This is a genomic window from Microbispora sp. H10830, from assembly GCF_014161375.1.
Taxonomy (GTDB): Bacteria; Actinomycetota; Actinomycetes; order Streptosporangiales; family Streptosporangiaceae; genus Microbispora; species Microbispora catharanthi.
Genome location: NZ_JABBWX010000005.1, coordinates 92,991 through 116,581, shown reverse-complemented (window position 1 = coordinate 116,581; position 23,591 = coordinate 92,991). Strand labels below are relative to the sequence as shown.

The window sequence follows — 23,591 nt, the reverse complement described above, 5'->3', positions numbered from 1 at the left end:
GCGGCGCGATCAGACGACGGATCCGGTGGCGCCGTCGGTGAGCTCCCTGAGGATGTCCGCGTGCCCGGCGTGCCGCGCGGTCTCCTCGATCATGTGGATGTAGATCCAGCGCAACGAGATGGCGCCGACCTGCTCGTGTGGCACCTCGTGATCGAGCGGGAACCGTGCGGCGATGCTCCGCGATCGGGCGCAGGCCTGCTCGTAGGCCGCGATCAGGGCTTCGATGGTGTCGTCGTCGCCGACCGCGAAGCTCCCGTCGGCGTCCTCCTCCGAAGGAGGCGCCATGGCCGGGTCCTGGGCCAGCACCCGCTCGAACCAGTTCCGCTCCACCACGGTCAGGTGCACGACCAGTCCGGCCAGCGTCGTCGCCGACGGCACGTGACGCCGGCGCACGTCCTGCTCGGACAGCCCCTGGGCCTTGCGGACGACCATCGCGCGGAGGAAGTCGAGGAACGCCTCCAGGACCTGCCGTTCGTCGCCTGTGGCGGCCCGCACCACCGCCATTGCCGGCTCGGTCGAAGGAAGAGTGGCCATGTCCGGACCGTACGGAGCGCGCCGAGCCCCCGGCAAGAGCCCCTGCCCACGCTGTCAGCGAACCCGCTGCTCGGATGCGCCCGGGTCAGCCGGAGGTGTCGTCGAAGTGGAGCTCTGAGGTGATGCGGTAGCGGTCGCCGCGGTAGATGGACCGGGTGAACTCCACGACCCGGCCGCCTGCCTCCCGGGCCGTGCGTTCGATGAGCAGGGCGGGGGCGTGCTGGGGGACGCCGAGCAGTTCGGCCTCGGTCTCGTCGGTGACGGTCGGCTCGATGCTCTGCGTGGCGCGGCGGACGTCGATGCCGAACCTCGTGCGCAGGAACCGGTAGAACGAGCCGGACACCATGTCGTCGGGCCTCAGGGACTCGACCAGGCGGTGCGGCAGGTGGATGCGCTCGATCGCCATCGGCTCGTCGTCCACCAGGCGGAGCCGTACGACGCGCAGGACCGGGTCGGCGGGGGAGACCTGCAGGCGGTGCGCGAGCCGGGCGGTGGCCGGGGCCGAGTCGAACTCGAGGATGCGGCTGAGCCAGTTTCCCTCGGCGGCGGGGGCGTGGAAGGAGTCGTCGCCGGCCGCGAGGGGCTGGGTGACCTTCCGGCGGCCGGTGAACGTCCCCCGCCCGTGCTCCCGCACGAGCATGCCCTGCCGTACGAGCCCGTCGATCGCCGCGCGGAGGGTCGGGCGGGAGACGCCGAGCTCCCGGGACAGGTCGCGTTCTGAGGGGATGGCGGCGCCGGGCTCCTTGTCGGCGATCAGGTCGAGCAGGACGTCTCTGACTCGGTCGCGCTTGAGGCCCGCTGGAAGTCTCTGCACGTCCTCGACCTTACCAGTAGTTGACCACTCCTCCCATCGTCGTGCCTGGGAATATCCGAAATTTCGCCTCTTGACAGTCCGACTGGTTAAGACCACTCTCCTCTCAACGGTTTACCAATAACTGACCACTGGGAGGACCGATGAGGTTACGCCTCCTCGCCGCGGCGGCCGCGTTCAGCCTCGCGCTCGCCGGTTGCGGTTCGGCGTCCGAGCCCGGGACATCCGGAAAGACCGGCACGACCACGCTGACCGTGTGGTTCATGCGCGACAGCCTGTCGGACGCGATCGTGAAGCGGTTCACGGACGACTTCCAGCGGTCGCATCCCGGGATCACCCTGAACGTCCAGATCCAGGAGTGGGACGGCATCGGGCAGAAGGTCACCAGCGCGCTCGCCAGCAAGGACGCCCCCGACGTCATCGAGGTCGGCAACACCCAGGTCGCCGAATACGCCGCGAGCGGCGGGGTCAGGGACCTCACCGGCGAGGTCGCCGACCTGGGCGGCTCCGACTGGCTGCCCGGCCTGGCCGAGCCGGGGAAGATCGACGGCAGGCAGTACGGCATTCCGTGGTACGCCGCCAACCGGGTGGTCGTCTACAACAAGGACCTGTTCGCCAAGGCCGGCGTCACCACCCCGCCGAAGACCCGCGACGAGTGGATCGACGTCACCACGAAGCTGAACAAGGGCGGCGTGCAGGGCATCTACCTGCCCGGCCAGAACTGGTACACGCTCGCCGGGTTCGTCTGGGACGAGGGCGGCGACCTCGCCGTCAAGGAGGGCGACCGCTGGAAGGGCGTGCTCGACACGCCGCAGGCGCTCGCCGGGATGGCGTTCTACCAGCGCCTCCAGGTGCTCGGCAAGGGACCCGAGGACTCCGACGAGGCCAGGCCGCCGCAGGCCGACGTGTTCGGCAAGGGCGACGTCGCGCAGATCATCTCAGCTCCCGGCGGCGCGGTCGCGATCGAGAAGGCCAACCCGGACCTCAAGGGCAAGCTGGGCTTCTTCCCGATCCCCGGCAAGGCGGCGGACAAACCGGGCGCCGTCTTCACCGGAGGGTCCGACCTGATCATCCCCGAGGCGTCCGCCCACCCCGACGAGGCGTACGAGGTGGTCAAGGCCCTGGCCGGGGAGAAGTTCCAGCTCGACATGGCCAAGGAGATGAGCTACGTGCCCAACCGCACCTCGTACGCCGGGGTGCTGAGCGGCGACGAGTCCACCGCGGCGATGGCGGCGGGGGCCGCGGTCGGGCACGCCACGCCCAACTCGCCCAACTGGGCGGCCGTGGAGGCCAGGAACGTCATCAAGGAGTACATGACCAAGGTGCTCACCGGCGGCGACGCGGCCACCGAGGCGAAGGCGGCCTCCGAGGTGATCACCACGATCCTCAACACCAAGTCCTGACATGGCGCGCACCCTCGCCCGTACGGCGGCCCGTCCTGCTCCCATGATCGAGGCGAGACCCCGCAGAAAGGGCGCGCTCTGGCCCTACCTTCTGGTGGGCCCGGCGGTGGCCGCTTTCGCGTGCCTGCTCGTCTATCCGCTGGCCCGCAGCATCGTGATCTCCTTCCAGCACTTCCGGCTGGGCGAGCTGATCAGGGGCGGGGCGGACTTCGCCGGGCTCGCCAACTACGCCGAGGCCCTCGGCGGCCCGGAGTTCTGGGCGGTCGTGCGGCGGACCTTCCTGTGGACCGCCGCCAACGTCGTGCTGATCATGGTGATCGCCACGGCCGTGGCGCTGATGCTGCCGCGCCTCGGGCGGCGGATGCGGCTGGCGGTCATGAGCGGGATGGTGCTCACCTGGGCCACACCGGTGCTCGCCGCGACCACGATCTTCCAGTGGCTCTTCCAGTCACGCCTGGGGGTGGTCAACTGGCTGCTGGTCCGCCTCGGCTTCGACTCCTTCCGCGACTACACGTGGTTCGCCGACGGCGGGGCGACGTTCGCGATCCTGGTCGCGCTTGTCGTCTGGCAGTCGGTGCCGTTCGCGGCGCTCACCCTCTACGCGGGGCTCACGACCATCCCCGGCGAGCTGTACGAGGCGGCCAGGATCGACGGGGCCGGGCCGTGGCAGGTCTTCGGCCGGGTCACGTTCCCCATCCTGCGCCCGCTGTTCGGCCTGATCACGTCGCTGGAGGTGATCTGGGTCTTCACCTGCTTCGCGCAGATCTGGGCGATCAGCAAGGGCGGCCCCGGAGGCGCCACGGCCACGCTGCCGGTCTACGCGTTCCAGATCGCGCAGTCGCTGCACCGGTACGACCTGGGGTCGGCCGTCTCGACGCTCACCGTGCTGATGCTGCTCGCGGTGCTGGTCGTCCATCTGCGCCGCATGTTCCGGGAGGAGGGAGCGTGAAGAGGGCCGCGTTGAATCTGGCCGCGTCGGGCGTGCTGGCGGTGTCGGTGTTCCCCGTCTACTGGATGGTGATCACGGCGTTCAAGCCGACGGTGGACATCCTCACCGAGACCCCGGCGTTCTGGCCCGCCCGGCCGACCCTCGACCACTTCGCCACGGCCGTGAGGGCCGCGGGGTTCTGGACGTTCTGGCGCAACAGCCTGGCCGTCACCGTCAGTGCGGTGCTGCTCGCACTGGTCGTGGCGCTGCCGGCCGCCTTCGCCGTGGCCCGGCTGCGCTGGTCCGGGCGGCGCGGGTTCGTCCTGATGGTCTTCGTCGCCCAGACCGCCCCCTGGTCGGCGCTGCTCGTGCCGGTCTACATCATCGCCCGCGACGCGGACATGCTCGACCGGCTGCCGACGCTGACGCTCGTGTACTTCGTCACGACGCTGCCGTTCACGATCGTGACGCTGCGCGGCTTCATCGCGGCGGTCCCGCCCGAGCTGGAGGAGGCCGCCCTGATGGACGGGTGCGGCCGGGCCGAGGCGTTCCGCCGCGTGGTGCTGCCGCTGCTCGCCCCGGGCCTGATGTCCACCTCGCTGTTCGGCTTCATCACGGCCTGGAACGAGTTCGCCTTCGCCAACGCCCTCATGATCAAGGATCAGGGCGACCGTACGCTGCCGATCTGGCTGTCCGGGTTCAGCAACGTCTTCGGCACCGACTGGGGCGCCACCATGGCCGCCGCCACGTTGTTCATGCTCCCCGTCCTGCTCGTCTTCCTCGTGCTCCAGCGCCGCGTGTCCTCCGGGATGATCGCGGGCGCGGTGAAGGGATGACCCACATGATGATTCCGCGGCCCCGCGAGGTGGCCGTGCTCGGGGGAACCGTCACGCTCCACGACGGCCTCGTACGGCACGCGCCCGACGATCCCCGGCTCGGGGAGGAGGGGTATCGGATCGACGTCACCCCCGACGGCGCCGAACTCGCCGCCGGGGGACCCGCCGGGCGCTTCTACGGCCTGCGCACCCTGGCGGCGCTCGGCCCCGAGGCGCCGCTGTGCCGGATCACCGACCGGCCCGCGCACTCCTGGCGCGGGGTGATGCTCGACGTCGCGCGGCACTTCATGCCGAAGGACTTCGTGCTGCGGCTGATCGACCTGCTCGCGGTCCACCGGCTCAACCGGCTGCACCTGCACCTGACCGACGACCAGGGCTGGCGGCTGCAGATCAAGCGCTATCCCCGGCTCACCGAGGTCAGCGGGGAGCACTACACCCAGGAGGACATCAGGGAGATCGTGTCCTACGCCGCCGACCGGTTCGTCGCGATCGTGCCGGAGATCGAGATGCCGGGGCACGCCCAGGCGGCCATCGCCGCCTATCCCTGGCTCGGCAACCAGCCGTCGCGCCGCCTGCCGGTGCGGGACTCGTGGGGCATCAGCCCGCACGTGTTCAACCTGGAGGAGACCGCCGTCGGCTTCTGCCGGGACGTGCTCGACGAGGTCATGGACCTGTTCCCCGGCGAGTACGTCCACCTCGGCGGCGACGAGTGCCCGCCGGACGAGTGGGAGCACAGCGAGGCGGCGCTGCGGCGGATCGCCCAGCTCGGACTGACGGGCCCGGACGCGGCCCGGGCGTGGTTCACCGCCACCGTCGGCGCCTACGTGACCTCCCGCGGCCGGCGCCCGATCCACTGGTACGACGGGCCAGGAGGCGCTCCCGGCGTGACGGCGATGACGTGGCTCGACCACGAGAGCGGCCCGCGTGCGGCGATCGAGGGGTTCGACGTCGTGCTGGCCCCGCACACCAGCACCTACTTCGACTATCCCGCCGACGCCCCTGGGCCGCACGGCCGGATGCTCTCCCTCGCCGACGTCTACGGGTTCACGCCGCCCCCGGCCCCGGAGGGCGCCACCGGCCGGATCCTCGGCGTGCAGTGCCAGCTCTGGACCGAGTACATGCCCACGCCCGAGCACGTCGAGGCGATGGCCTTCCCCCGGCTGTGCGCCTTCGCCGAGGTGGCGTGGGGCACGGCGGGGGACTACCGCGAGTTCCTCCACAGGCTCACCCCCCACCTGGAGTCCCTGGGCGTCCGGCCGGGGCCGGTCATCCCCTGACTCCGGCGACCCACCCCCCACGAAAGGAAGACTGCGGTGTCACGAAAGCTCTTATGGGGCGGCCTCGTGGCCGTCCTGCTGGCCGCGCTCGCGGTGGCCCTGCCCGCACAGGCGGCCCAGTCGCTGCGCCTGCGGTACAAGACCAGCGCCACCGGCGCCACTGCCGACCAGGTGGAGCCGTGGTTCGACCTCGTCAACAGCGGGACCACGGCGGTGCCGCTGAACACCGTGAAGATCCGCTACTACTTCACAGCCGACTCGCCGGCGCAGCAGTACCGCTTCGCCTGCTCGTGGGCGGTCGTCTCCTGCTCGACCGTCACCGGCACCTTCCAGACGATCTCGGGCACGGCCGCGGCCGACCGCTACCTGGAGGTCGGCTTCACCTCCGGCAGCCTGGCGGCCGGCGCCTCGACCGGCGACATGCAACTGCGCTTCTACCGGTCCGACTGGCAGACGATCCGGCAGAGCGACGACTACTCCTTCGGCCCCACGCGGACGACGTACGGCGACTGGGACAAGGTCGCGGTCTACCAGGGCGGCACGCCGGTCTGGGGCGTCCCGCCCGCGGGCGGGACCGATCCCTCGCCGTCCCCGTCGCCCTCCACCTCGCCTTCGCCGGGCGGTCCTGGCGGCGGCAGCGGGGTCGTCTTCGACGACTTCGCCTACGCCTCCTCGTCCGACCCGCAGATCACCGCGCACAACTGGACCGTGCGGACCAACAGCGGCGGCCCCGGCGTCCCCGGGGCGAGCTGGCCGGCGTCCAACGTCGGCTTCCCCGTCGTCAGCGGGAGCAACAGGGCCCTGCAACTGCGGGCGGCCACCGACGGCACCGCCGGGGGCACCTCGCAGGCCGAGTTCCTGCACCAGCGCAAGTTCTTCGAGGGCACGTACGCCGCGCGGGTGAAGTTCGCCGACGCCCCCGACAGCGGCCCGGACGGCGACAACATCGTGGAGACGTTCTTCACCATCACGCCCCTGGCGTACGACCTCGACCCGGACTACAGCGAGCAGGACTTCGAGTATCTGCCGAACGGCGGCTGGGGCGCGCAGGGCCCGATCATGTACACGACCACCTGGGAGACCTACCGCAACGAGCCCTGGCTCGCGGTCAACACGCACACCGAGCGGACGGCGAGCTACGCCGGCTGGCACGACCTCGTGCTGCAGGTCTCCGGAGGCACGGTGCGTTACTACATCGACGGCACGCTGTTCGCCGAGCACGGCGGCGACTACTACCCCGAAACCCCGCAGTCGGTGAACTTCAACCTCTGGTTCATCAGCGGCGGGCTGCTGGGCAGCGCCACTCCGCGCGCCTACACCCAGCAGGTCGACTGGTTCTACTTCAGCAAGAACGAGGTCGTGGCTCCGGCCGAGATCACCTCCAGGGTGAACGCGTTCCGGAGCGCGGGCACCACGTGGAAGGACACGGTACCGATGCCGTAGCTCGGCAGCCGGTCCGGCCCGGGCCCCGGCGGCGGCCGGGCCCGGGCCTCGTGCCTGGTCCGGAAGGGCTCAATCCAGCAGGTCGGGGTCGGAGGCGAGGATCTGGTCCAGCAGGGGCTGGAAGTTGATCCAGCCGACGACGTCGTTGCCGATCTGGCCGTGGGTGAGCTTGGCGTTCTCGTGCGAGATGGGCACCGTCGGCCCGGCGGCCTTGGCCGCGAGCTGCGCCTGGCAGCTGCGCTCCATCGTGATGAACCACCAGGCCGCCGCCTCCACGCTGTCGCCGACGGTCAGCAGCCCGTGGTTGCGCAGGATCACCGCTTTGTGCGAGCCCAGCGCCTGCGCGATGCGGCGGCCCTCCTCGGTCTCCACGACCACCCCGGTGTAGTCGTCGAACAGGGCGTGGTCCTCGTAGAACGCGCACGCGTCCTGCGTCAGCGGCTCGAGCAGCGTGCCCAGCGCCGACAGGGCCTTGCCGTACACCGAGTGGGAGTGGGCGGCCGCGACCACGTCGGGCCTGGCCTGGTGGACCATCGAGTGGATGGCGAACGCCGCCTGGTTGACGTGGTAGCGGCCCTCCACCACCTGGCCCTCGTGGTTGACCAGGATCAGGTCGCTGACCTTGATCTGCTTGAACGACATGCCGAACGGGTTCACCCAGAAGTGATCGGTGTGCTCCGGATCCCGGGCCGTGATGTGGCCGGCCACCCCCTCCTCGAAGCCGAACCTCCCGAACAGGCGCAGCGCCGCCGCGAGCCGCTCCTTGCGGTGGCGCCGCTCCTCCTCCACGGTGTCGAACGTCGGCGGCAGCCGGAAGGCGAGCTGGTCGGCGGGCACTGGCTGCAGGTCGGACAGGCTCATCGCGGCTCCCAAGGCTCGTGAGGCGTACCCGTCCAGCCTGTCTCCGGCACCCCTCTCCTGTCCATGCCGAAACAGAATCCTCTTCGGTTTCCTCTGGCGGGTTCGGCCCTGCCCCCTGGGGCAGTAGAGGCCGGGTCCAACAGGGCAGTGAAGGCCGGCCGAAACCGCGTAAGGTGCATGCAGCGCGAGAGACGGGAGGTACCGATGCGGCTGGAGGCGGTCTTCTTCGACGTCGGAGAGACCCTGGTGGACGAGACCCGCGAGTACGGCACCTGGGCCGACTGGCTGGGCGTCCCGCGGCACACCTTCTCCGCCGTGTTCGGCGCCGTGATCGCGCGCGGCGGCGACTACCGGGACACCTTCCAGCACTTCCGGCCGGGTTTCGACCTCCACAAGGAGCGAGAGCGCCGGGCTCGGGAAGGCAGGCCCGAGACGTTCGGCGAGGAGAACCTCTACCCCGACGCCCGGCCCTGCCTGGCCGAGCTGCGGGAGATGGGCCTGCGCGTCGGCCTCGCCGGCAACCAGACCGCCCGCGCCGAGACCATCCTGCGCGCCCTGAACCTGCCCGTGGACGTGATCGGCACCTCCGAAGGCTGGGGCGTGGAGAAGCCGGACGCGTCCTTCTTCGACCGCCTGGTGGCGGAGGCCGGCTGCCCGGCGGAGTCCGTTCTCTACGTGGGCGACCGCCTCGACAACGACATCCGGCCCGCGCAGAAGGCCGGGGTGCGCACCGCCCTCGTCCGGCGGGGTCCCTGGGGCCACATCCTCCGCGACGAGCCGGCGGCCCGGGCGTGCCTGTTCCACGTCGACTCGCTGGCCGAGCTGCCCGCTCTGATCCGCAAGCACAACGGCGACTGATCGCTCAACCGGCCTCGGTGAGGTCGATCGAGGCGGCCAGCTCCGTCGCCACGTCGAGCAGGTTCCGTACGGCCTGCCGGTCGCGCGCGGGGTGCCAGGCCATGACGGTCTCGGCGCGTTCATCGGCGAGCGGCACGAAGACGACCCCGGTGCGCCGGAGGCTGTGCGCGGACCGGGCGAGCCGGGTGACGCCGACTCCGGCGGCGACCAGGCCGAGCAGGCTCGGCACGCCGTCGGCCCGCTGCACCACCCGCGGCTCGAAGCCCGCCGCGCGGAAGTCCTCGTCGTACTTCCGGTGCCACGGCTCCCACGAGCCGCGCGGGGTGAGCACCCAGGGCTCGCCGGCCAGATCGGCGAGCCGCAGCCCGGCCCGCCCGGCGAGCGGGTGGCCCGCCGGCAGGACCGCGCAGACGGGCTCGGCGACCAGCGTCGCGGTCACCAGGTCGTCGACCAGCGGCGGCCGGGTGAACGCCGCGTCGTACCGGTCCTCGCGCAGGCCCGCCACGAGGTCGGCGATGCCGACGGCCTCGGCGAGCAGCTCGACGTCCGGATACCGCTCCCGGAACGCGCGGACGACCGGCGGCATCATGTAGTTCGCGGTGGAGACGAGGAAGGCCACCCGAAGCCGGCCGATCTCACCGCGCACCGCCTTTCTGGCGGTCTCCAGGGCCGCGTCCGCGCGAGTCAGGACGGCCCGCGCCTCGGGCAGGAACACGCGGCCGACCTCGGTCAGGCGCGTGCCCCGGGTGTCGCGGTCGAACAGCCGTGCGCCGAGGGCGTGTTCGAGCGCCGCGATCTGCTGCGACAGCGACTGCTGGGCGATGTGCAGCTCCCGTGCGGCGACGGTGAAGCTCAGATGCTCGGCCACGGCGACGAAATACCGCAGATGACGCAGCTCGGGGGTCACAGGCTCTGACTGTAACCGCTGCAGGGAACGTGTGTTGGCCGCGCGGGGCTCGCTCGGGGGAGAGTGGTCGCACTGATCACGAGAACGAGGAGTGGGACCATGACCGGACGGGTGTGGTTGATCACCGGATGCTCCGCGGGCTTCGGCCGGGAGCTGGCCGAGGCCGCTCTGGCCGCCGGTGACCGCGTGATGGCGACGGCGCGACGCCCCGAGACGCTGGCGGACCTGGCGGAAACGGGCGGTGACCGCGTGCGCGTCGCACGGCTGGACGTCACCGACGCCGCGTCGATCGACGTCGCGGTGGCCGAGACCCTGTCGGCCTTCGGCCGGATCGACGTGGTGGTGAACAACGCCGGCCACGGGTCGGTGGGGGCCGTCGAAGAGCTCGACATGGCCGACCTGCGCGCGCTGATGGAGGTCATGTTCTTCGGGGCGGTGGCCGTGACCAAGGCCGTCCTGCCGCATCTGCGCCGGCAGGGGAGCGGGACGATCGTGCAGATGAGCTCGATGGGCGGGCAGCTGAGCATGCCGGGCTTCGGCGCCTACTGCGCCGCCAAGTTCGCCCTGGAGGGGGTGTCGGAAGCGCTCGCCGCCGAGGTCGCACCCTTCGGCGTACGGGTGCTGATCGTGGAGCCGGGCGCGTTCCGCACCGAGTTCGGCGGCCACCGCATGCACCGCTCGGAGCCCATCGACGCCTACCGGGTGTCCACGGGCGCGACCCGGGCCGCGGTGGACGAGATGGACGGCGCCCAGCCGGGGGACCCGGCCAAGGCCGCGCAGGCGATCCTCCAGGTCCTCGCCCACGACGAGCCGCCGCTGCGGCTCGCCCTGGGCGACGACGCGGTGGACGCCATCCGCGCCCACCACGAGATGCTCCGCGCGGACCTGGACGACTGGGAGAAGCTCAGCCGGGCGACGAGCCTCTAGAGTCGCCGGCGCCGGGGTCGAGGACGACGCGGAAGCGGGCGTCACCGGAGATCATGCGCTGGTAGGCCTTGGGCGCCTCGCTCAGCGGGAACACCTCGTTGCGGGAGCGGATGCCCTGGTCGAGCGCGAACCGCAGGTTGTCCTCGTTGTCGATCGCCGTGCCGGTCAGGCTGCCGCGCACGACGCGCTCACCGAAGATGAGGTCGCTCGTCGCCACCTGGATCGGATCGGGGGCGGCCCCGACGACGACCAGTTGCCCACGCCGGCCGAGCCCCGGCACCAGTGGCGACATCGACGCACCCGAGGCCGCGGTGGCGACGATGACGGCCGCTCCGCCCAGCCGTTGCAGGGCGGCGCCGGGATCGGTCCGCGTGGTGTCGATGTAGTCGTCGGCACCGAGTTCGGCGGCCAGCGCAGCCTTCCCGCTGCCTCGCGCGATGGCGACGACCCGATGGCCCAGCGCCCGGGCGTACTGGAGGCCGAGGTGGCCGAGGCCGCCGAGTCCCTGCACCGCAACCAGCGCGCCGGGACGCGGGGCCGCCGACAGCAGCGCCTTGTACATGGTCAGGCCCGCGCACAGCAGGGGCGCACCGGCCAGGGAGCCGAGCTCGGGCGGGATCCGAACGAGGCCGGTCGCCCGTGCGTAGGTCACCTCGGCGTAGCCGCCGTCGACGTCGGTACCCGTACGCGGTTGATCGGAGCAGTTGACGAAGTCTCCGCGTCGGCACGGCTCGCAGGCGTTGTCCTGGCCGCCGAGGAAGCCGACGCCGACGCGCTCGCCGATCTGCCACGCCGGGCCGACGCCCTCGCCGAGGGCCTCGATCACGCCGATGATCTCGTGGCCGGGCACGATCGGCGCCGAGGGGTCGGGCCGCAGCCCTTCGACGGCGAGCACGTCGGTGTGGCAGATGCCGCAGGCCTCGACACGGATCCGTACGTGCCCGGGTGACGGCTCGTGCCGCTCGCGTTCGACCAGGTCGAACTGCCGCCGGCCGGTGACGGTGACGGCACGGTAGGTGGAGGCGCTCACGCGGGCAGGTCCGTTCCGGCCTGTTCGCGCACCATGCGGCCGGCGTACCAGTCCGGCCAGCCGGGGTCCTCGGCACCGATGCGCGCCTCGTGCTCGCCGTGCGCGACCGCGGCACGGCGCAGCGCGGCCGCGAGGTCCGAGGCCGAGACGAACGTGGCGACCGGCGGGTCCAGCCGTCCCGGGAGCCGGGTGGTGACCTCCTGCACCACCCAGCCGTTGCCGTCCGGGTCGCTGAACGACAGGAACGAGCCGTAGCTGCGGCGCTGTGGATCCGGGCCGGGCACTCGGGCGTCGGTGCCCGCGTGGTGGAAGATGCCACCGGCGTCGTGGAACACCTCGCTCGTGTCGGCGCCGAGCCGCTTGAGCTCGTCGTACGCGGCTTCGATGTCGTCGACGACCAGATGCAGGCCCTGGGCCGAGCCCGGCGCCTGGGACGTGACCGACGTGCCGAAGATGACCGACGCCGGCGAGCCGGGCGGGGTCACCTGCACCACCCTGAACCCCTCGCCGGTGGCGATGTCGGCGTCCAGCCGCCACCCCAGCGCCGTGTAGAAGTCCTTGGCCCGGTCGACGTCCGAGACCGGCACCACGACGACCTCAAGTTTCATGTCCATGCCCTGCGCCTCCTGCGCTGGTTGTGAGGAAATGCCGAAACGACGAGACTCCGAGCGGCGGGCGTCCGGGGCGGCCAGGCCGTCCCGGACGAGCGGCGGGGCTCACAGGCGGGAGACCTGGTAGTGGCCGATGCGCCAGCCCTCCTCCGTCCGCTTCACCAGCACGCTGAGACAGACGTCGAGGGTGGGGCGGTCGGTGAAGGAGAAGTCGACGGCCAGGTATCCGAGGACGAGGTCGTCGGCGGGCGCCGCGGTCTCCAGGATGCGGTACGCGGCCGTCAGTCCGGGCGGCTGGGAGTCGTAGTAGGCGGCTACACCCGGCCTCCCGACGGTGTAGGGGCGCAGCCCTTGGAAGATCGCGTCCTCAGTGAACAGGGCGGCGATCTGCTGCGGTTCGTGGGCGTCGACGCCGGCCTTCCACCGGTCGAGGACGTCCCTGAGGATCGTTTCCCTGTCCTTGTCGCTGGTCATCAGGCGCCTCCTGCCGGTGGAACCGGGCGTGCGGATCAATGGCCGGCGCTCATGCCGCCGTCGACGTGGAGGATCTCACCGGTGACGAAGGGTGCGTTCTCCAGGTAGACGACCGCGTCCGCGATGTCGCTCGGCTCGCCCATCCGGCCTACCGGGTGCAGCGCTGCGAGGGCCTCGTGGGTCTCCTCGGGGTGCATGGGGGTCTTGATGGTGCCGGGTGAGACGGCGTTGACGCGGATGCCCCGCGTGGCGTACTCGATGGCGAGCGATTTGGTCGCGGACTGCAGGCCGCCCTTGGTCAGCGAGGCCAGCACGGACGGGACCCGGGAGTCGGCGTTGTCCACCAGGCTGGTGGTGATGGTGACGACGTGGCCGCCGCCCTGGGTCAGCATGCGGGCGATGGCGAGCTGGGTGACGTGGAAGAAGCCGTCGAGGTTCACCTTGGTCACGGCGGTGTAGTCGTCGAGGGTGTAGTCGGTGAACGGCTTGGCGACGAAGATGCCCGCGTTGTTCACCAGGGTGTCCACCCGGCCGAACCGCTCGACGGCCGCCGCGACTGCGCGTTCGGCGGTGGCGGGGTCGGCGACGTCGCCCTGGACGGTGAGGACGCCGGGGTCGTCGGAGGGCGCGATGGTGCGCGAGACGGCGACGACGGCGTAGCCCAGCTTGCGGTAGGCCTCGACCAGCGCGGCGCCGATGCCCTGCGACGCGCCGGTGATGAGGGCGACCTTCTGCTGCTGAATGCTCATGATTGCTCTCCTCCAAAGGGAACCGATCGGTTACTAGTCAACCGGTCGTCTATTTCTGTCTGTGAACTTAGGCCGCCGGGGAGGAGAAATCAAAGGTTCACGGCGCCTCGGCCAGAACCGGAATCCTTCCAACTGATAGGCACAGGCTCCTACACCTGGATCAGCGCACCTACGCCCGGGGGCGAGGGCTAGCGACGGTGCGGGTCGCCCTCGGGCAGCCAGGCGTCCGGGCCGTGGATCCCGAAGCGGTCGTCGGTGCGCAGAGCCTCGACGACGTCGAGCACCGAGGTGCGGACTTCGCCGCGACGCCACACCAGAGACCAGGTCCAGTAGATCTCCGGCGCGATGACCTGCCGCCGGACGAGGTCCGGCGGCAGCGGGGTGGCCTGGCCCTTGGGAGAGTTGACGACCGGGCGGCGGCAACGGCGCACATGGTCGAAGAACGCCGGGCCGGTGATGCCGCCGTCGGAGATGCGTACGGCCCGGGCCCCGGTCTGGCCGGCCAGTTCCTCGGCGTAGGCGTTCCACGACGACCAGGAGGTGGTGTCCTCGTCGAGGAGGACGCCGGTCTCCCGGGCGGGAACCGCGGTCGTGTCACGGCCGGTGGCCACGGCGTAGAGGCGGTCGGCGCCGATGAGCTGGGCGTGCAGGCCGCGTCGCTCCAGATCGTCGGTGCGCAGCCAGCAGATCGCGAGGTCCAGGCCGCCTTCGGCGACCCGGGCGGCCTGGGTGTGCGAGGGCGCGACCCAGGCGTCGACATTGACCTGCGCCACCGCCGCGGTGCGGGCGATCAGGTCCGATGGCAGCCAGTTGACGTAGCCGAGCCGGACCGGCTCGGATCCGGCCAGCCGGCGGGCCCGGTGCCGGAGGTCGTCGGCGCGTTCCAGCAGGGCCCGGGCGTCGGAAAGCAGGGCGAAACCGGCCGGGGTGAGGGACACCGAGCGGCGGTCCCGGTCGAACAGGCGCACGCCCAGGTCGCGCTCCAGCGCCTTGATCTGCTGGGACAGGGAAGGGCCGGCGATCAGCAGGCGCCTGGCGGCGCTGCCGAAGTTCAGTTCCTCGGCGACCGCGACGAAGTACCGCAGCTGGCGCAACTCCACGCTCGCCATGCTAGGACGGCGAGAGGCTGCGCCTACCGGCCCGGCCATCCGGGCGGGTGTCAAAGACCGGCGGCCACCTCGGCGCGGGCACCGAGCAGCGCCAGGCAGTTGGCCCACAGGGGGCCGAGCCGCCGCGTGTCGTTGTAGAGCTTGGCGAACAGAACGTGCCCCTCCAACTGGGCCACCACCGACCGCGCGGCTTCCCGTGTGTCGGCCACGGTGACGTCCTCACGCGCCAGAGCCTCGAGGATGACCGCATCGATCATCTCGACCTGCGCGTCAAAGATCTCCTGCAGCCGCCCGCGGATGGCTTCGGTCTGGTTGCTCATCTCCAGCGTGAGATTTCCGAACAGGCAGCCCGAGACGGTGCCGCAGTCCCGCTGCCCGGCACGCTGGGCGGCCTGGGCCGCCTCGAACAGCCGGCGCAGACGGTGCAGCGGCTCCGCCTCGCTGGACAGAATTTGCTTCCAGGCCCGCTCCTGGTCGGCCCAGTGCTCGTCGATGACCGCCAGAGCGAGGGCTTCCTTGGTCTCGAAGAAGTAGTAGAAGCTGCCCTTGGGCACGCCGGCCGCCTTGCAGATCTCCGCCACGCCCAAGGCGGAGTAACCGCGCAGCTCGATGAGCATTCGCGCGGCGCCGAGGATCTTCTCCTTGGCATCGCTGGTCCGTCCCATAAGGTCACTATACGACCGGTCGTATAGGCGCTATCTCGGAGACCTTGCAGTCCGCGGTGGCGCGGGGTGGCGGGCGGGGCCGTCGTCACATCATGAGTTCGGGGTGACTCGAACGGCCGAGGTCGGTCAGCCGTTCGTCCAGCGCCCTCGTCTGCCCCGCCGGCGGCAGGACCTTCAGCACGCCCCGTACGCGGTCGTGCCCGATCGCGTACCACTGATCCTCCAGCGCGTCGACCGCCTGCCTGAGGTGTTCGGCGGCCTGGTCGCCGTCGGTGGAGGCGTGGGCGGCGGCGAGGTCGGCGAGCAGCACCGAGCGCTGCTTGCCGCCGTTCGGGCCCAGGTCGTCGAGCGCCTGGCGCAGCCGGCGGGCCGCCTCCTCGTGGTTGCCCGCCGTCAGCGCGCTGTAGCCGGCGAAGCCGTCGAGCCTGGCCCGCTCGAAGAAGTCCAGCCAGGGCGGGTCGTCACCGCCCGCGTCGACCATGTGGTCGGCGCGGTCGATGTGGCGCATGCACTCCTTCGGCTCGCCGCAGCGGGCCGAGATCTCCGAGGCCACGCAGTGCAGCCATGCCCTCGTGAGCGGGCCGACGCCGTGCCAGGCGTGCGCGAACGCCGCGTCCAGCAGGCCCAGGGCGTCCGTACGGTTGCCCTCGAACCCCGGCACGAACGCCGCGTGGGCGAGCACGGCGGCGGCGAGCGGATGGTCGCCGCACTCCCGGGTGGCCGACAGGGCCATCCGGTACAGCCGCGCCGCGGTGGGGCCGTCGTTCAGGTCGAAGAAGGCGACCCTGCCCGACAGCAGGGCCGAGCGCGCGGCCGCCTCGGCCAGCGTCTGCCTGACCGCTCCCTCCGGCGCCGCCCGCAGCAGGCTCATGCCGAGCCGGGTGTGCGCGACCGACGCCTGGAAGATGTCGTCCGGCGGCGAGGTCCAGTAGAGGGCGCCCTGCTTGTCGACGACCCGGGCGAACGCCTCGGCCGACTCGGCGTCGACCCCGCGCCCGCGTTCCACCGCCGCGGGAAGACGCTCGCCGCCCTCGCCGAGGAGCGGGGCGAGCACGCTCGCGCCCAGGAGCCCCCGCAGGAACGTGGAGCGGTCGATGCCGTCTGCGACGATCATGCTCAGCAGCCTCCGTATCTCGTCCACCACCTCCGTGACCGGCCGCATGGCCATCTCGTCGGGGGTGAGCAGTCCCAGCTCGCTCGCGGGCTTGTCGAAAATCGTCACGAGATGCTTGCGGTAGCGCGGATCCGGCCACCGCTCCCCGGTCTCCCACCGCCGCACCGTGTTGGCCGTCAGGCCGGTGTCCTTCTCGTCGCACGACCGCATGGACGTACGGATGCGCTCGCACAGCTCCTCGTAGGACCACCCGCGCTGCAGGCGTTCCCACGCGAGCCGGCGGTTCGGCGGATGGCGGTGGTTGGCCGGCATGTCGCACCCCTCCTCGCACGACCGCAAGCACGCTGTGTCAGCGTGACACGCTGACACTACGGGAGATTCCGTGTTCGTGTGGCTACTGGCTGTGATTGGACGTCTCCTGGCTGATACTCCAACCGCTTCAAAAGCGCTTAGCTTGGCCCACTTCCGCGAGCAGCCGTTGGAGATGGGTGACATGACCACGTTGGAGGACATCGCACGGGTCCATACCGGCTGGATCATCTGGCGGTCGGACGTCGGCCGCTGGTGGGCGACCAGACGCGGGCCGGTGGACCTCGACGCGATCCGCATGGGATGCGCGATGACGCTCGACGCCGACGACCCCGAGGCCCTCGCCGCCGCCTTGGCCGCCCAGGCCGAGCTGACCGCGGCGTTCGCCGCCGACCCCGCCGCCGCCGGGTGACCGGGGGTCGCGGCGCGGTCAGCGGCCGTGCCGGAGACGGTCCCTGATGTAGTCGACGACGTGAACCGCGCAGGCGCCGTTGTGGGCGCCTGCGCGATCGGTGACAGTGAACTCGGCCGGCGACGCGCACGACGACCCGCCCCAGCTACACCGGCGTTCGTGGCCCTTCGTGCCCGGCCGGTAGTCGTCCGCCTCCCAGAACTTGATCTGCAACAGGTCCATCCGCCCATGCCTCCGCTGCTCAGACGAGGAGATCGTGCCGTCCTTCTCGTCCGCATTGTGTCCCGTCTGCCGCCGCAGTTCCTTCCGTACGGCGTCGAGGATCACCGGCGTGGCGTTCGTCGGCACCAGCCATTCGCCGCCCTGGCGCCGCCCGCGTGCGCCGGTCTCCGCATAAGGGCTTCCCGCCTCCGATGCACATCGCTATAGTGCGAGTTGCAATAAGGCAATGGGGGAGTGATGGCGCGGGGACGGGCGGACAGGGACCTGGTCGGGCTCACGGTGCTCGCCCTGCTGTCCGTACGGCCCGCGCACCCCTACGAGCTGCACCGGTTCGTCATCGACACGCACAAGGACTACATCAGTGGCCTGCCGCGCAGCCTCTACCACGCGGTCGACCGGCTGGCCCGCGAGGAGCTCATCGCCCCCGTGGAGACCAGCAGGGAGGGCCGCCGGCCGGAGCGCACGGTCTACCGGGTGACCGAGTCGGGGCGGGCCGAGCTGGGCACGCGGCTGCGCCGTCTCCTCGAACAGCCGGACGGCGACACCAAGGTCTTCGTGGCCGCGGTGTCGCTGGTGGGATGCCTTCCGGTCCCCGAGGCGGAGCGGGCGCTGGGCACCCGGGCCGCCACGCTGGAGGGCGCCATCGTCTCCGCCGACGCGCACATCGAGGCGCTCACCGGCTCAGGCCTGCCGCGCGTGCTGGTCCTCGAAGTGGAGTACGACCGGGCGATGAAGGCCGCCGAGCTGGAGTGGGTCCGCGCGACCCTCGCCGAGATCCGGTCCGGCCAGGTCTCCTGGAGCGCCGATTCGAACAGCGGACAGCTCGACCAGCAGTGACGCGCCGGCCGGATGCGCCAACATCCGGCCGGCGCCGGACCCGACCACCGCGAAGCGGCCGATCAGGACTCGCACACCAGAGGATAGGCGGCTTCGCGGTCACCCGAGAGGAGCCGCAACCTTGTCCGACGACATCCACCGCCTGCTCGACGCGCTGACCGCGGCCTGGAACGACGCGGACGCCGCCGCCTTCGCCGGGCTGTTCACCGAGGACGCCGACTACGTGACGTTCTTCGGCCTCCACATGGAGGGCCGCCGGGCCATCGAGGACAGCCATCGGGCGCTGTTCGAGGGCCCGCTGAAGGGGTCCCGCCTGGGCGGGCCCGCCGCCGCGCCGCCACTGCGGAAGATCCGCTTCCTGAGCCCGGACGCGGCGCTGGTCGTCACCACCGGGGGCTCGGCCCTGCCGGACGGCGCGGCCGATCCGGGCCGTGACTCGATCATGACGTTCACCGCGGTCAGGGAGGGCGACGGCTGGCGCTTCGCGTCGTTCCAGAACACGCGCATCGGCACGCCGTGACGGCCGCCGGAACCCTCCTCTGTGAGGTGCGCGGCGTCGTCGAGGCGCCGGTCGAGCGTGTGGCAGGCCTGCTCCTGCGCGTACGGCCGGGGCCGGTGGGACGCGACAACTGCTTCCCGTTCGCCGACCACGGCGGAACGCTCACGGGCGGGCCGGACCGCTTCGTCCTGGCCGTGCCCGGCCACGCGATGACGGTCGAGGTGGGCCGGGACCGGCTGGCCGCGCAGGGCGGCTGGTGGTGGCGGGGCGAGTACCGCCTCGCACCCGACCCCGCCGGCACGCTGCTGGTTCACCAGGTCCGCAACGTGGCCGAGCGGCTGAGATGGGGGGTGCCCCTGGCCAACCGGTTCTTCCTCGGGTTCCGACCGGCCACTCGTGTGGGTTTCGCGGTCCTGCTCGACCGGGTGGGCGCCGAGCTGCACTGCCCGGTCCGCCTGCTGGACAGTCCCTGAGGTGTCCCCGGACCGGCCCCGGCGGGGGCCGGTCCGGGGGACGTCGACAGGGTGTCAGCCCTTCTCCGCGCCTTCGTCGGCGCCGTCCGCCACCGTCACCGGCCTGCCGCCGGGCCTTGACCTCGACGTGCTGTGACGAGCCCGGTTCGCGATGGTGGCGGAGTCAGGCATGATCGAATAGATGTTCTAATATGATGGTCCTATGACGGCTTTTCAGGCTTCACTGCTGGACTGGGGTGAAGATGTTCATGTCGGCCCGCTCGGCTCGTCCGTGCGGCGCACCTCCCTGGAGCGCGGCGCCTGGATCGACGTACGGCCGCACTGGATCGAGGGGGCCGACGCGCTCTTCGAACGCCTGCTGGAGGCCGTGCCGTGGCACGCCGAGCGCAGGCACATGTACGACCGGGTCGTGGACGTGCCCCGCCTGCTGAAGTTCTACGACGAGGACGAGGAGCTTCCCGACCCGGTGCTGGCCGAGGCGAGGGACGCGCTCAACGCCCACTACGAGGAGGAGCTCGGCGAGCCGTTCCGTACGGCGGGGATGTGCCTCTACCGCGACGGCAGGGACAGCGTCGCCTGGCACGGCGACACGATCGGGCGGGGGAGCACGCAGGACACGATGGTCGCGATCGTGTCGGTCGGCACGCCGCGTCCGCTGCTGCTGCGCCCGCGCGGCGGGGGGCCGGCGCTGCGGCACGACCTGGGCCACGGCGACCTCGTCGTCATGGGCGGAAGCTGTCAGCGCACCTGGGAGCACGCCATCCCCAAGTCGGCCAAGGTGATCGGCGCCCGGATCAGCGTCCAGTTCCGCCCGAGAGGCGTGCGCTGAGGGATCGCGGCCCGCCCCTGACGGCCGGCGCGACGCCCTCGCCACCGCGGGACGCGATGGATCTCCGGGGCAGCCGCGCCACGGTCTTCAGGCACCTCGATCCCGATCCGCGGTGACCGTGCTCGGCATCGTGATCCGCGAACCGTGAACCGGCACGGCTTCTCGTCCGACTGTGCATGATGACGGGAGGACGAGATGACCGATGAGTTGCTGGTGGTTCGCGCTCAGCTGGGCGAGCGTGCGGCGCTGGCCGAGCTGCTGGCCCGGTGGCGGATGCCGGTGTGGACGTACGTGCGGCGCATGCTGGACGGCGAACGGGCCGACGACGTGACCCAGGAGATCTGGCTGGCCGTGGTCCGCGGCCTGCCCCGGCTCAGGGAACCCGGCCGGTTCGCGCCGTGGCTGTTCACGATCGCCCGGCGGTCGGTCACCGACCGGCTGCGCGGCGAGTACGCCTGGGCCCAGGAAACGTCCGGATTCGGCGACATGGTGGGCGAGAGGATCGCCGAAGACCCGGTCGAGGCCATGGTGGATCGCGCCGCGCTGGTGAACGTGCTGTCAGACCTGCCGGTGCCGGAGCGGGAGATCCTCGTCCTGTTCTACCTGGAGGACCTGCCGATAGAGGAATGCGCGTACATCTGCCAGATTCCTGCCGGAACGGTCAAGTCCCGGCTCAACCGCGCCCGTCGTCTGCTGCGTGAGCACCTGGAAGAGAAGGGATACCGGCCATGACCGAAGAGCCGCGCCTGCCGGCGCAGGACATGATCGAGCGGCTGGCGCCGGCGCTGTCGCTGAGCACCCGTATCCGGGCGGTGACGGCGCTGCTGGCCGGAATGGCGGGCACGCTGTTCGTGAGCGCGTTGTGGTGGTCGGAGCCCGGCCCGCTGCCCGGCCGCACGCATCTGGCGTTCGCGATGCTCACCGTGTTCTGCCTGACCTGGGCCGGATACGGCGGGTGGCTGTTGACGCGCCGGGTTCCGCTGTTCGCCGCCGACCAGGTGATCGCCGCCTGGATCGGCCTGGCCGCCTCGCTGGTCACCACGGCGGTCGTGACGGTCGTGGCCGTAGGGCGGGGCAGCGGGGCGGGGCCGGCCCTGGCGGTCGGGGGCCTGTTCGTCGCGGTGGCCCTGGTGCTGGCTGTGCGCGCCCATGCGCGACGGGAGGCGCTGCTGAGGCGCATGCACGAGCTGACCGGCCGGGAGGAGGAGGGGGGAACGCGCTCGCCCTGACCGGGATCGCCCCCCTGCCGATACGACGCCGAGCCTGACCGGACGGCCCGCGTCCCGAGACCCACCGCCCCTCTTCCGATATCCACGGCCCCGCCCCCAGGGCGGTGGGCGGGCCGTTGACATGTGCGGTTTGCTGGTAGTCCTTGAGTAAGGCCGCGGCAAAGGACCGGCCCAGTCGCGCAAGAAAGGCCACGGATGATCCCGCACCCCTACGTCCCCGCCCCCGCTCGATACGACGACATGCGGTACCGGCGCAGCGGAAGGAGTGGCGTGTTGCTCCCCGAGATCTCCCTCGGGCTGTGGCACAACTTCGGCGACGGCCACCCGCTCGACGTGCAGCGCGCCGTTCTGCGCCGGGCCTTCGACCTCGGCATCACCCACTTCGACCTGGCCAACAACTACGGCCCGCCGTACGGCTCGGCGGAGGAGAACTTCGGCCGCCACCTGCGCGCCGACTTCCGGCCCTACCGCGACGAGTTGTTCGTCTCGACGAAGGCGGGTTACGACATGTGGCCCGGGCCGTACGGCGAGTGGGGGTCGCGCAAGTATCTGCTGGCGAGCCTCGACCGGTCGCTGAGCCGGATGGGCCTCGACTACGTCGACGTCTTCTACTCCCACCGGCCCGACCCGGACACCCCCATCGAGGAGACGATGGGCGCCCTCGACACGGCGGTGCGCTCCGGCAAGGCGCTCTACGTGGGCATCTCGAACTACTCCGCCGAGCAGACCGAGCGGGCCGCCGCCGTGCTGCGCGAACTGGGCACCCCGCTCCTGGTCCACCAGCCGCGCTACTCCATGCTGGACCGCTGGGTGGAGGACGGCCTGCTGGACACGCTGGAGCGGGCCGGGGCGGGGTGCATCGCCTACTCGCCGCTGGCGCAGGGCCTGCTCACCGGGCGCTACCTCGACGGCGAGGTGCCGGCCGACTCGCGGATGGCGATCGGCCACTTCCTGAAGCGCGACCGGCTCACCTCCGATCTGCTGGAGACCCTGCGCGGCCTGAACAAGATCGCCCAGGAACGCGGCCAGTCGCTCGCGCAGCTCGCGCTGGCGTGGATCCTGCGCGACCAGAGGGTCACGTCCGTGCTGGTCGGGGCGAGCTCGGTCGGGCAGCTCGAACAGAACGTCGCGGCCCTGGCCGCACCGGCGCTCACCGCCGAGGAGCTGTCCGAGATCGAAAGCCTGCTGTAGGCCACGCGGACGTGGTCCCGGGCCGGCGCGCAACGCGCCGCCCCGGCCGTCCGTGTCAGGAGAACGCGTCGACGCCGGTGAGTTCGCACGACAGGTCCCAGAGCCGGGACGCCTCCTCGGGGTCGATCGCCCACGGCTTGACCCCTCCGGTGTCCATGTCGTCGGCCGTCGCGAGCTCGGCGACGTCGCAGTCCTGGCAGTAGACCCCGCCCTGATCCGCGAGCATGGGAGAGGTCGCCGCCCAGACCGTCGTCGCCGCGCCCTGCTCCGGAGTCTTGAAGCCCTCCGCCGCCGTGCCGTCGGGGGAGATCCAGCCCAGGGCGATCTGCTCCTCGCGGGGGATGTGCCGCTGGAGGGGAGTGAGAATCTCGCCCGGATGTAGGGCGAAGGCCCGTATGCCGGTGGCCGCCCCGAGCGCGTCGAGGCGCACGGCGAACAGGATGTTCGCCGTCTTCGACTGCCCATAGGCCAGCCACCTGTCGTACCCGTCGCGGAAGTGGATGTCGTTCCATCGGATCCCTGTCGCGAAGTGGCCGCCGGAGGACACCGACACCACCCGCGATCCTCCGGCGGCCAGGGCGGGGCGAAGGCGGTTGACGAGGGCGAAGTGACCGAGGTGGTTGACCGCGAACTGGGCCTCCCACCCGGGGCCGACGCGAGTCTCCGGGCAGGCCATGATGCCGGCGTTGGCGATGAGGATGTCGATGGTCCTGCCGGTCTCCACAAGCGTTTCCGCGAACACGCGAACGCTGTGCAGGTCCGCCAGGTCGAGTTCGCGGGTCTCCGCGCCCGGGATGTCGCGCAGCGCCTCCTTCGCCACCGCAGGCCTGCGCGCGGGGACGATCACCTGAGCCCCCGCCGCGCTCAGCGCCCGCGTCGTCTCCAGGCCGAGCCCGGAGTACCCCCCGGTGACCAGGGCCGTACGCCCGGACAGATCGATTCCCGCGAGCACCTCGCGCGCGGTGCTGCGGGCGCCGAAACCACTGCCGATCCTGTGCTGTGTCGTCATAAGAAGGACGCTAGAAACTAGAGTGTGCTCTAGGTCAAGCTGTA

28 protein-coding genes are annotated in these 23,591 nt (G+C 71.3%); 15 read left to right on the top strand and 13 right to left on the bottom strand.

Features of this window, described 5'->3' with window-relative positions:
* Positions 1-9: 9 nt before the first annotated feature.
* Together HHX35_RS15295 and HHX35_RS15290 are read right to left on the bottom strand one after the other, a co-directional pair.
* On the bottom strand, positions 10-534 hold the full coding sequence (locus HHX35_RS15295) for a DinB family protein (protein WP_182899500.1): 525 nt from the start codon (positions 532-534) through the stop codon (positions 10-12).
* An 85-nt stretch (positions 535-619) separates the two neighbouring features.
* Positions 620-1,348 (bottom strand): GntR family transcriptional regulator, encoded by a 729-nt coding sequence (locus HHX35_RS15290; protein WP_182899499.1) that lies wholly within the window; start codon positions 1,346-1,348, stop codon positions 620-622.
* A 140-nt stretch (positions 1,349-1,488) separates the two neighbouring features.
* Between HHX35_RS15290 and HHX35_RS15285 the strand changes: the two genes are divergently transcribed.
* The 5 genes from HHX35_RS15285 to HHX35_RS15265 are packed head-to-tail and all read left to right on the top strand — an operon-like array spanning position 1,489 to position 7,232.
* Positions 1,489-2,748, top strand: a complete 1,260-nt coding sequence (locus HHX35_RS15285) for a sugar ABC transporter substrate-binding protein (protein WP_182899498.1) — start codon at positions 1,489-1,491, stop codon at positions 2,746-2,748.
* A gap of 1 nt (position 2,749) precedes the next feature.
* Positions 2,750-3,697 carry a carbohydrate ABC transporter permease gene (locus HHX35_RS15280; protein ID WP_182899497.1) on the top strand — a complete coding sequence of 316 codons (948 nt, stop codon included), beginning with the start codon at positions 2,750-2,752 and terminating at the stop codon, positions 3,695-3,697.
* The gene (locus tag HHX35_RS15275; protein ID WP_310739106.1) at positions 3,694-4,512 is read left to right on the top strand and encodes a carbohydrate ABC transporter permease; all 819 of its coding nucleotides are present in this window, start codon (positions 3,694-3,696) and stop codon (positions 4,510-4,512) included. Before HHX35_RS15280 ends, HHX35_RS15275 begins: the two co-directional genes overlap by 4 nt.
* 5 nt (positions 4,513-4,517) lie before the next feature.
* Positions 4,518-5,789: a beta-N-acetylhexosaminidase gene (locus HHX35_RS15270; protein ID WP_182899496.1), complete on the top strand. Its 1,272-nt coding sequence runs from the start codon at positions 4,518-4,520 to the stop codon at positions 5,787-5,789.
* Positions 5,790-5,825: 36 nt separating this feature from the next.
* On the top strand, positions 5,826-7,232 hold the full coding sequence (locus tag HHX35_RS15265; RefSeq protein ID WP_182899495.1) for a cellulose binding domain-containing protein: 1,407 nt from the start codon (positions 5,826-5,828) through the stop codon (positions 7,230-7,232).
* Positions 7,233-7,301: 69 nt separating this feature from the next.
* On the opposite strand, the gene HHX35_RS15260 is transcribed toward HHX35_RS15265, so the two are convergent.
* Complete coding sequence (locus tag HHX35_RS15260; RefSeq protein ID WP_182899494.1) at positions 7,302-8,093, bottom strand: class II aldolase/adducin family protein; 792 nt, start codon at positions 8,091-8,093, stop codon at positions 7,302-7,304.
* 204 nt (positions 8,094-8,297) lie between these two features.
* Between HHX35_RS15260 and HHX35_RS15255 the strand changes: the two genes are divergently transcribed.
* Complete coding sequence (locus tag HHX35_RS15255) at positions 8,298-8,951, top strand: HAD family hydrolase (protein ID WP_182899493.1); 654 nt, start codon at positions 8,298-8,300, stop codon at positions 8,949-8,951.
* 4 nt (positions 8,952-8,955) lie between these two features.
* On the opposite strand, the gene HHX35_RS15250 is transcribed toward HHX35_RS15255, so the two are convergent.
* Positions 8,956-9,858 carry a LysR family transcriptional regulator gene (locus HHX35_RS15250; RefSeq protein ID WP_182899492.1) on the bottom strand — a complete coding sequence of 301 codons (903 nt, stop codon included), beginning with the start codon at positions 9,856-9,858 and terminating at the stop codon, positions 8,956-8,958.
* A 99-nt stretch (positions 9,859-9,957) separates the two neighbouring features.
* Here HHX35_RS15250 and HHX35_RS15245 point away from each other — a divergent pair, with 99 nt between their 5' ends.
* The gene (locus HHX35_RS15245; RefSeq protein ID WP_182899491.1) at positions 9,958-10,785 is read left to right on the top strand and encodes an oxidoreductase; all 828 of its coding nucleotides are present in this window, start codon (positions 9,958-9,960) and stop codon (positions 10,783-10,785) included.
* Here the strand turns inward: HHX35_RS15245 and HHX35_RS15240 are convergent.
* The 7 genes from HHX35_RS15240 to HHX35_RS15210 form a co-directional block, all read right to left on the bottom strand.
* Positions 10,763-11,815: an alcohol dehydrogenase catalytic domain-containing protein gene (locus HHX35_RS15240; RefSeq protein WP_182899490.1), complete on the bottom strand. Its 1,053-nt coding sequence runs from the start codon at positions 11,813-11,815 to the stop codon at positions 10,763-10,765. The two genes, HHX35_RS15245 and HHX35_RS15240, sit on opposite strands and share 23 nt — an antisense overlap.
* On the bottom strand, positions 11,812-12,429 hold the full coding sequence (locus HHX35_RS15235) for a VOC family protein (protein ID WP_182899489.1): 618 nt from the start codon (positions 12,427-12,429) through the stop codon (positions 11,812-11,814). Before HHX35_RS15235 ends, HHX35_RS15240 begins: the two co-directional genes overlap by 4 nt.
* A 102-nt stretch (positions 12,430-12,531) precedes the next feature.
* On the bottom strand, positions 12,532-12,900 hold the full coding sequence (locus HHX35_RS15230) for a nuclear transport factor 2 family protein (RefSeq protein WP_139577102.1): 369 nt from the start codon (positions 12,898-12,900) through the stop codon (positions 12,532-12,534).
* Between the two features lie 35 nt (positions 12,901-12,935).
* Complete coding sequence (locus HHX35_RS15225; protein ID WP_182899488.1) at positions 12,936-13,649, bottom strand: SDR family NAD(P)-dependent oxidoreductase; 714 nt, start codon at positions 13,647-13,649, stop codon at positions 12,936-12,938.
* Between the two features lie 188 nt (positions 13,650-13,837).
* Positions 13,838-14,749 carry a LysR family transcriptional regulator gene (locus HHX35_RS44615; protein WP_182899487.1) on the bottom strand — a complete coding sequence of 304 codons (912 nt, stop codon included), beginning with the start codon at positions 14,747-14,749 and terminating at the stop codon, positions 13,838-13,840.
* A gap of 59 nt (positions 14,750-14,808) precedes the next feature.
* On the bottom strand, positions 14,809-15,423 hold the full coding sequence (locus tag HHX35_RS15215; RefSeq protein WP_182899486.1) for a TetR/AcrR family transcriptional regulator: 615 nt from the start codon (positions 15,421-15,423) through the stop codon (positions 14,809-14,811).
* Positions 15,424-15,508: 85 nt separating this feature from the next.
* The gene (locus tag HHX35_RS15210) at positions 15,509-16,849 is read right to left on the bottom strand and encodes a helix-turn-helix transcriptional regulator (protein ID WP_182899485.1); all 1,341 of its coding nucleotides are present in this window, start codon (positions 16,847-16,849) and stop codon (positions 15,509-15,511) included.
* Positions 16,850-17,030: 181 nt separating this feature from the next.
* Between HHX35_RS15210 and HHX35_RS15205 the strand changes: the two genes are divergently transcribed.
* Complete coding sequence (locus HHX35_RS15205; RefSeq protein WP_182899484.1) at positions 17,031-17,258, top strand: hypothetical protein; 228 nt, start codon at positions 17,031-17,033, stop codon at positions 17,256-17,258.
* Between the two features lie 18 nt (positions 17,259-17,276).
* Here HHX35_RS15205 and HHX35_RS15200 read toward each other — a convergent pair whose 3' ends face one another.
* Positions 17,277-17,606, bottom strand: coding sequence for a hypothetical protein (locus HHX35_RS15200; RefSeq protein ID WP_182899483.1), 330 nt, complete (start codon positions 17,604-17,606; stop codon positions 17,277-17,279).
* Between the two features lie 111 nt (positions 17,607-17,717).
* Between HHX35_RS15200 and HHX35_RS15195 the strand changes: the two genes are divergently transcribed.
* The 7 genes from HHX35_RS15195 (at position 17,718) to mgrA (ending at position 22,538) form a co-directional block, all read left to right on the top strand.
* On the top strand, positions 17,718-18,317 hold the full coding sequence (locus tag HHX35_RS15195; protein ID WP_182899482.1) for a PadR family transcriptional regulator: 600 nt from the start codon (positions 17,718-17,720) through the stop codon (positions 18,315-18,317).
* A gap of 121 nt (positions 18,318-18,438) precedes the next feature.
* Entirely contained in the window at positions 18,439-18,837 is a 399-nt protein-coding gene (locus tag HHX35_RS15190; protein ID WP_182899481.1) for an SgcJ/EcaC family oxidoreductase, read from the top strand.
* Entirely contained in the window at positions 18,834-19,289 is a 456-nt protein-coding gene (locus HHX35_RS42615) for a hypothetical protein (protein ID WP_220505456.1), read from the top strand. Before HHX35_RS15190 ends, HHX35_RS42615 begins: the two co-directional genes overlap by 4 nt.
* A gap of 202 nt (positions 19,290-19,491) precedes the next feature.
* A complete protein-coding gene (locus tag HHX35_RS15180; RefSeq protein WP_182899480.1) occupies positions 19,492-20,118 on the top strand; it encodes an alpha-ketoglutarate-dependent dioxygenase AlkB in 627 nt (208 codons plus the stop codon).
* A 195-nt stretch (positions 20,119-20,313) separates the two neighbouring features.
* Complete coding sequence (locus HHX35_RS15175; protein ID WP_182899479.1) at positions 20,314-20,850, top strand: RNA polymerase sigma factor; 537 nt, start codon at positions 20,314-20,316, stop codon at positions 20,848-20,850.
* Positions 20,847-21,347: a hypothetical protein gene (locus HHX35_RS15170; RefSeq protein WP_182899478.1), complete on the top strand. Its 501-nt coding sequence runs from the start codon at positions 20,847-20,849 to the stop codon at positions 21,345-21,347. The genes HHX35_RS15175 and HHX35_RS15170 overlap by 4 nt, the downstream gene beginning before the upstream one ends.
* 195 nt (positions 21,348-21,542) lie before the next feature.
* A complete protein-coding gene (gene mgrA / locus HHX35_RS15165) occupies positions 21,543-22,538 on the top strand; it encodes an L-glyceraldehyde 3-phosphate reductase (RefSeq protein ID WP_182899477.1) in 996 nt (331 codons plus the stop codon).
* A gap of 55 nt (positions 22,539-22,593) precedes the next feature.
* On the opposite strand, the gene HHX35_RS15160 is transcribed toward mgrA, so the two are convergent.
* A complete protein-coding gene (locus HHX35_RS15160; protein ID WP_182899476.1) occupies positions 22,594-23,547 on the bottom strand; it encodes an SDR family NAD(P)-dependent oxidoreductase in 954 nt (317 codons plus the stop codon).
* Between the last annotated feature and the right edge of the window lie 44 nt (positions 23,548-23,591).

Coding starts and splice junctions, on each gene's coding strand:
- HHX35_RS15280 (WP_182899497.1), top strand. CDS start 2,750: ATGGCGCGCACCCTCGCCCGTACGGCGGCCCGTCCTGCTCCCATGATC.
- HHX35_RS15170 (WP_182899478.1), top strand. CDS start 20,847: ATGACCGAAGAGCCGCGCCTGCCGGCGCAGGACATGATCGAGCGGCTG.
- HHX35_RS15160 (WP_182899476.1), bottom strand. CDS start 23,547: ATGACGACACAGCACAGGATCGGCAGTGGTTTCGGCGCCCGCAGCACC.
- HHX35_RS15255 (WP_182899493.1), top strand. CDS start 8,298: ATGCGGCTGGAGGCGGTCTTCTTCGACGTCGGAGAGACCCTGGTGGAC.
- HHX35_RS15295 (WP_182899500.1), bottom strand. CDS start 534: ATGGCCACTCTTCCTTCGACCGAGCCGGCAATGGCGGTGGTGCGGGCC.
- HHX35_RS15210 (WP_182899485.1), bottom strand. CDS start 16,849: ATGCCGGCCAACCACCGCCATCCGCCGAACCGCCGGCTCGCGTGGGAA.
- mgrA (WP_182899477.1), top strand. CDS start 21,543: ATGATCCCGCACCCCTACGTCCCCGCCCCCGCTCGATACGACGACATG.
- HHX35_RS15195 (WP_182899482.1), top strand. CDS start 17,718: ATGGCGCGGGGACGGGCGGACAGGGACCTGGTCGGGCTCACGGTGCTC.
- HHX35_RS15260 (WP_182899494.1), bottom strand. CDS start 8,093: ATGAGCCTGTCCGACCTGCAGCCAGTGCCCGCCGACCAGCTCGCCTTC.
- HHX35_RS15285 (WP_182899498.1), top strand. CDS start 1,489: ATGAGGTTACGCCTCCTCGCCGCGGCGGCCGCGTTCAGCCTCGCGCTC.
- HHX35_RS15245 (WP_182899491.1), top strand. CDS start 9,958: ATGACCGGACGGGTGTGGTTGATCACCGGATGCTCCGCGGGCTTCGGC.
- HHX35_RS15175 (WP_182899479.1), top strand. CDS start 20,314: ATGACCGATGAGTTGCTGGTGGTTCGCGCTCAGCTGGGCGAGCGTGCG.
- HHX35_RS15205 (WP_182899484.1), top strand. CDS start 17,031: ATGACCACGTTGGAGGACATCGCACGGGTCCATACCGGCTGGATCATC.
- HHX35_RS15215 (WP_182899486.1), bottom strand. CDS start 15,423: ATGGGACGGACCAGCGATGCCAAGGAGAAGATCCTCGGCGCCGCGCGA.
- HHX35_RS15270 (WP_182899496.1), top strand. CDS start 4,518: ATGATGATTCCGCGGCCCCGCGAGGTGGCCGTGCTCGGGGGAACCGTC.
- HHX35_RS15230 (WP_139577102.1), bottom strand. CDS start 12,900: ATGACCAGCGACAAGGACAGGGAAACGATCCTCAGGGACGTCCTCGAC.
- HHX35_RS15225 (WP_182899488.1), bottom strand. CDS start 13,649: ATGAGCATTCAGCAGCAGAAGGTCGCCCTCATCACCGGCGCGTCGCAG.
- HHX35_RS15180 (WP_182899480.1), top strand. CDS start 19,492: ATGACGGCTTTTCAGGCTTCACTGCTGGACTGGGGTGAAGATGTTCAT.
- HHX35_RS15235 (WP_182899489.1), bottom strand. CDS start 12,429: ATGGACATGAAACTTGAGGTCGTCGTGGTGCCGGTCTCGGACGTCGAC.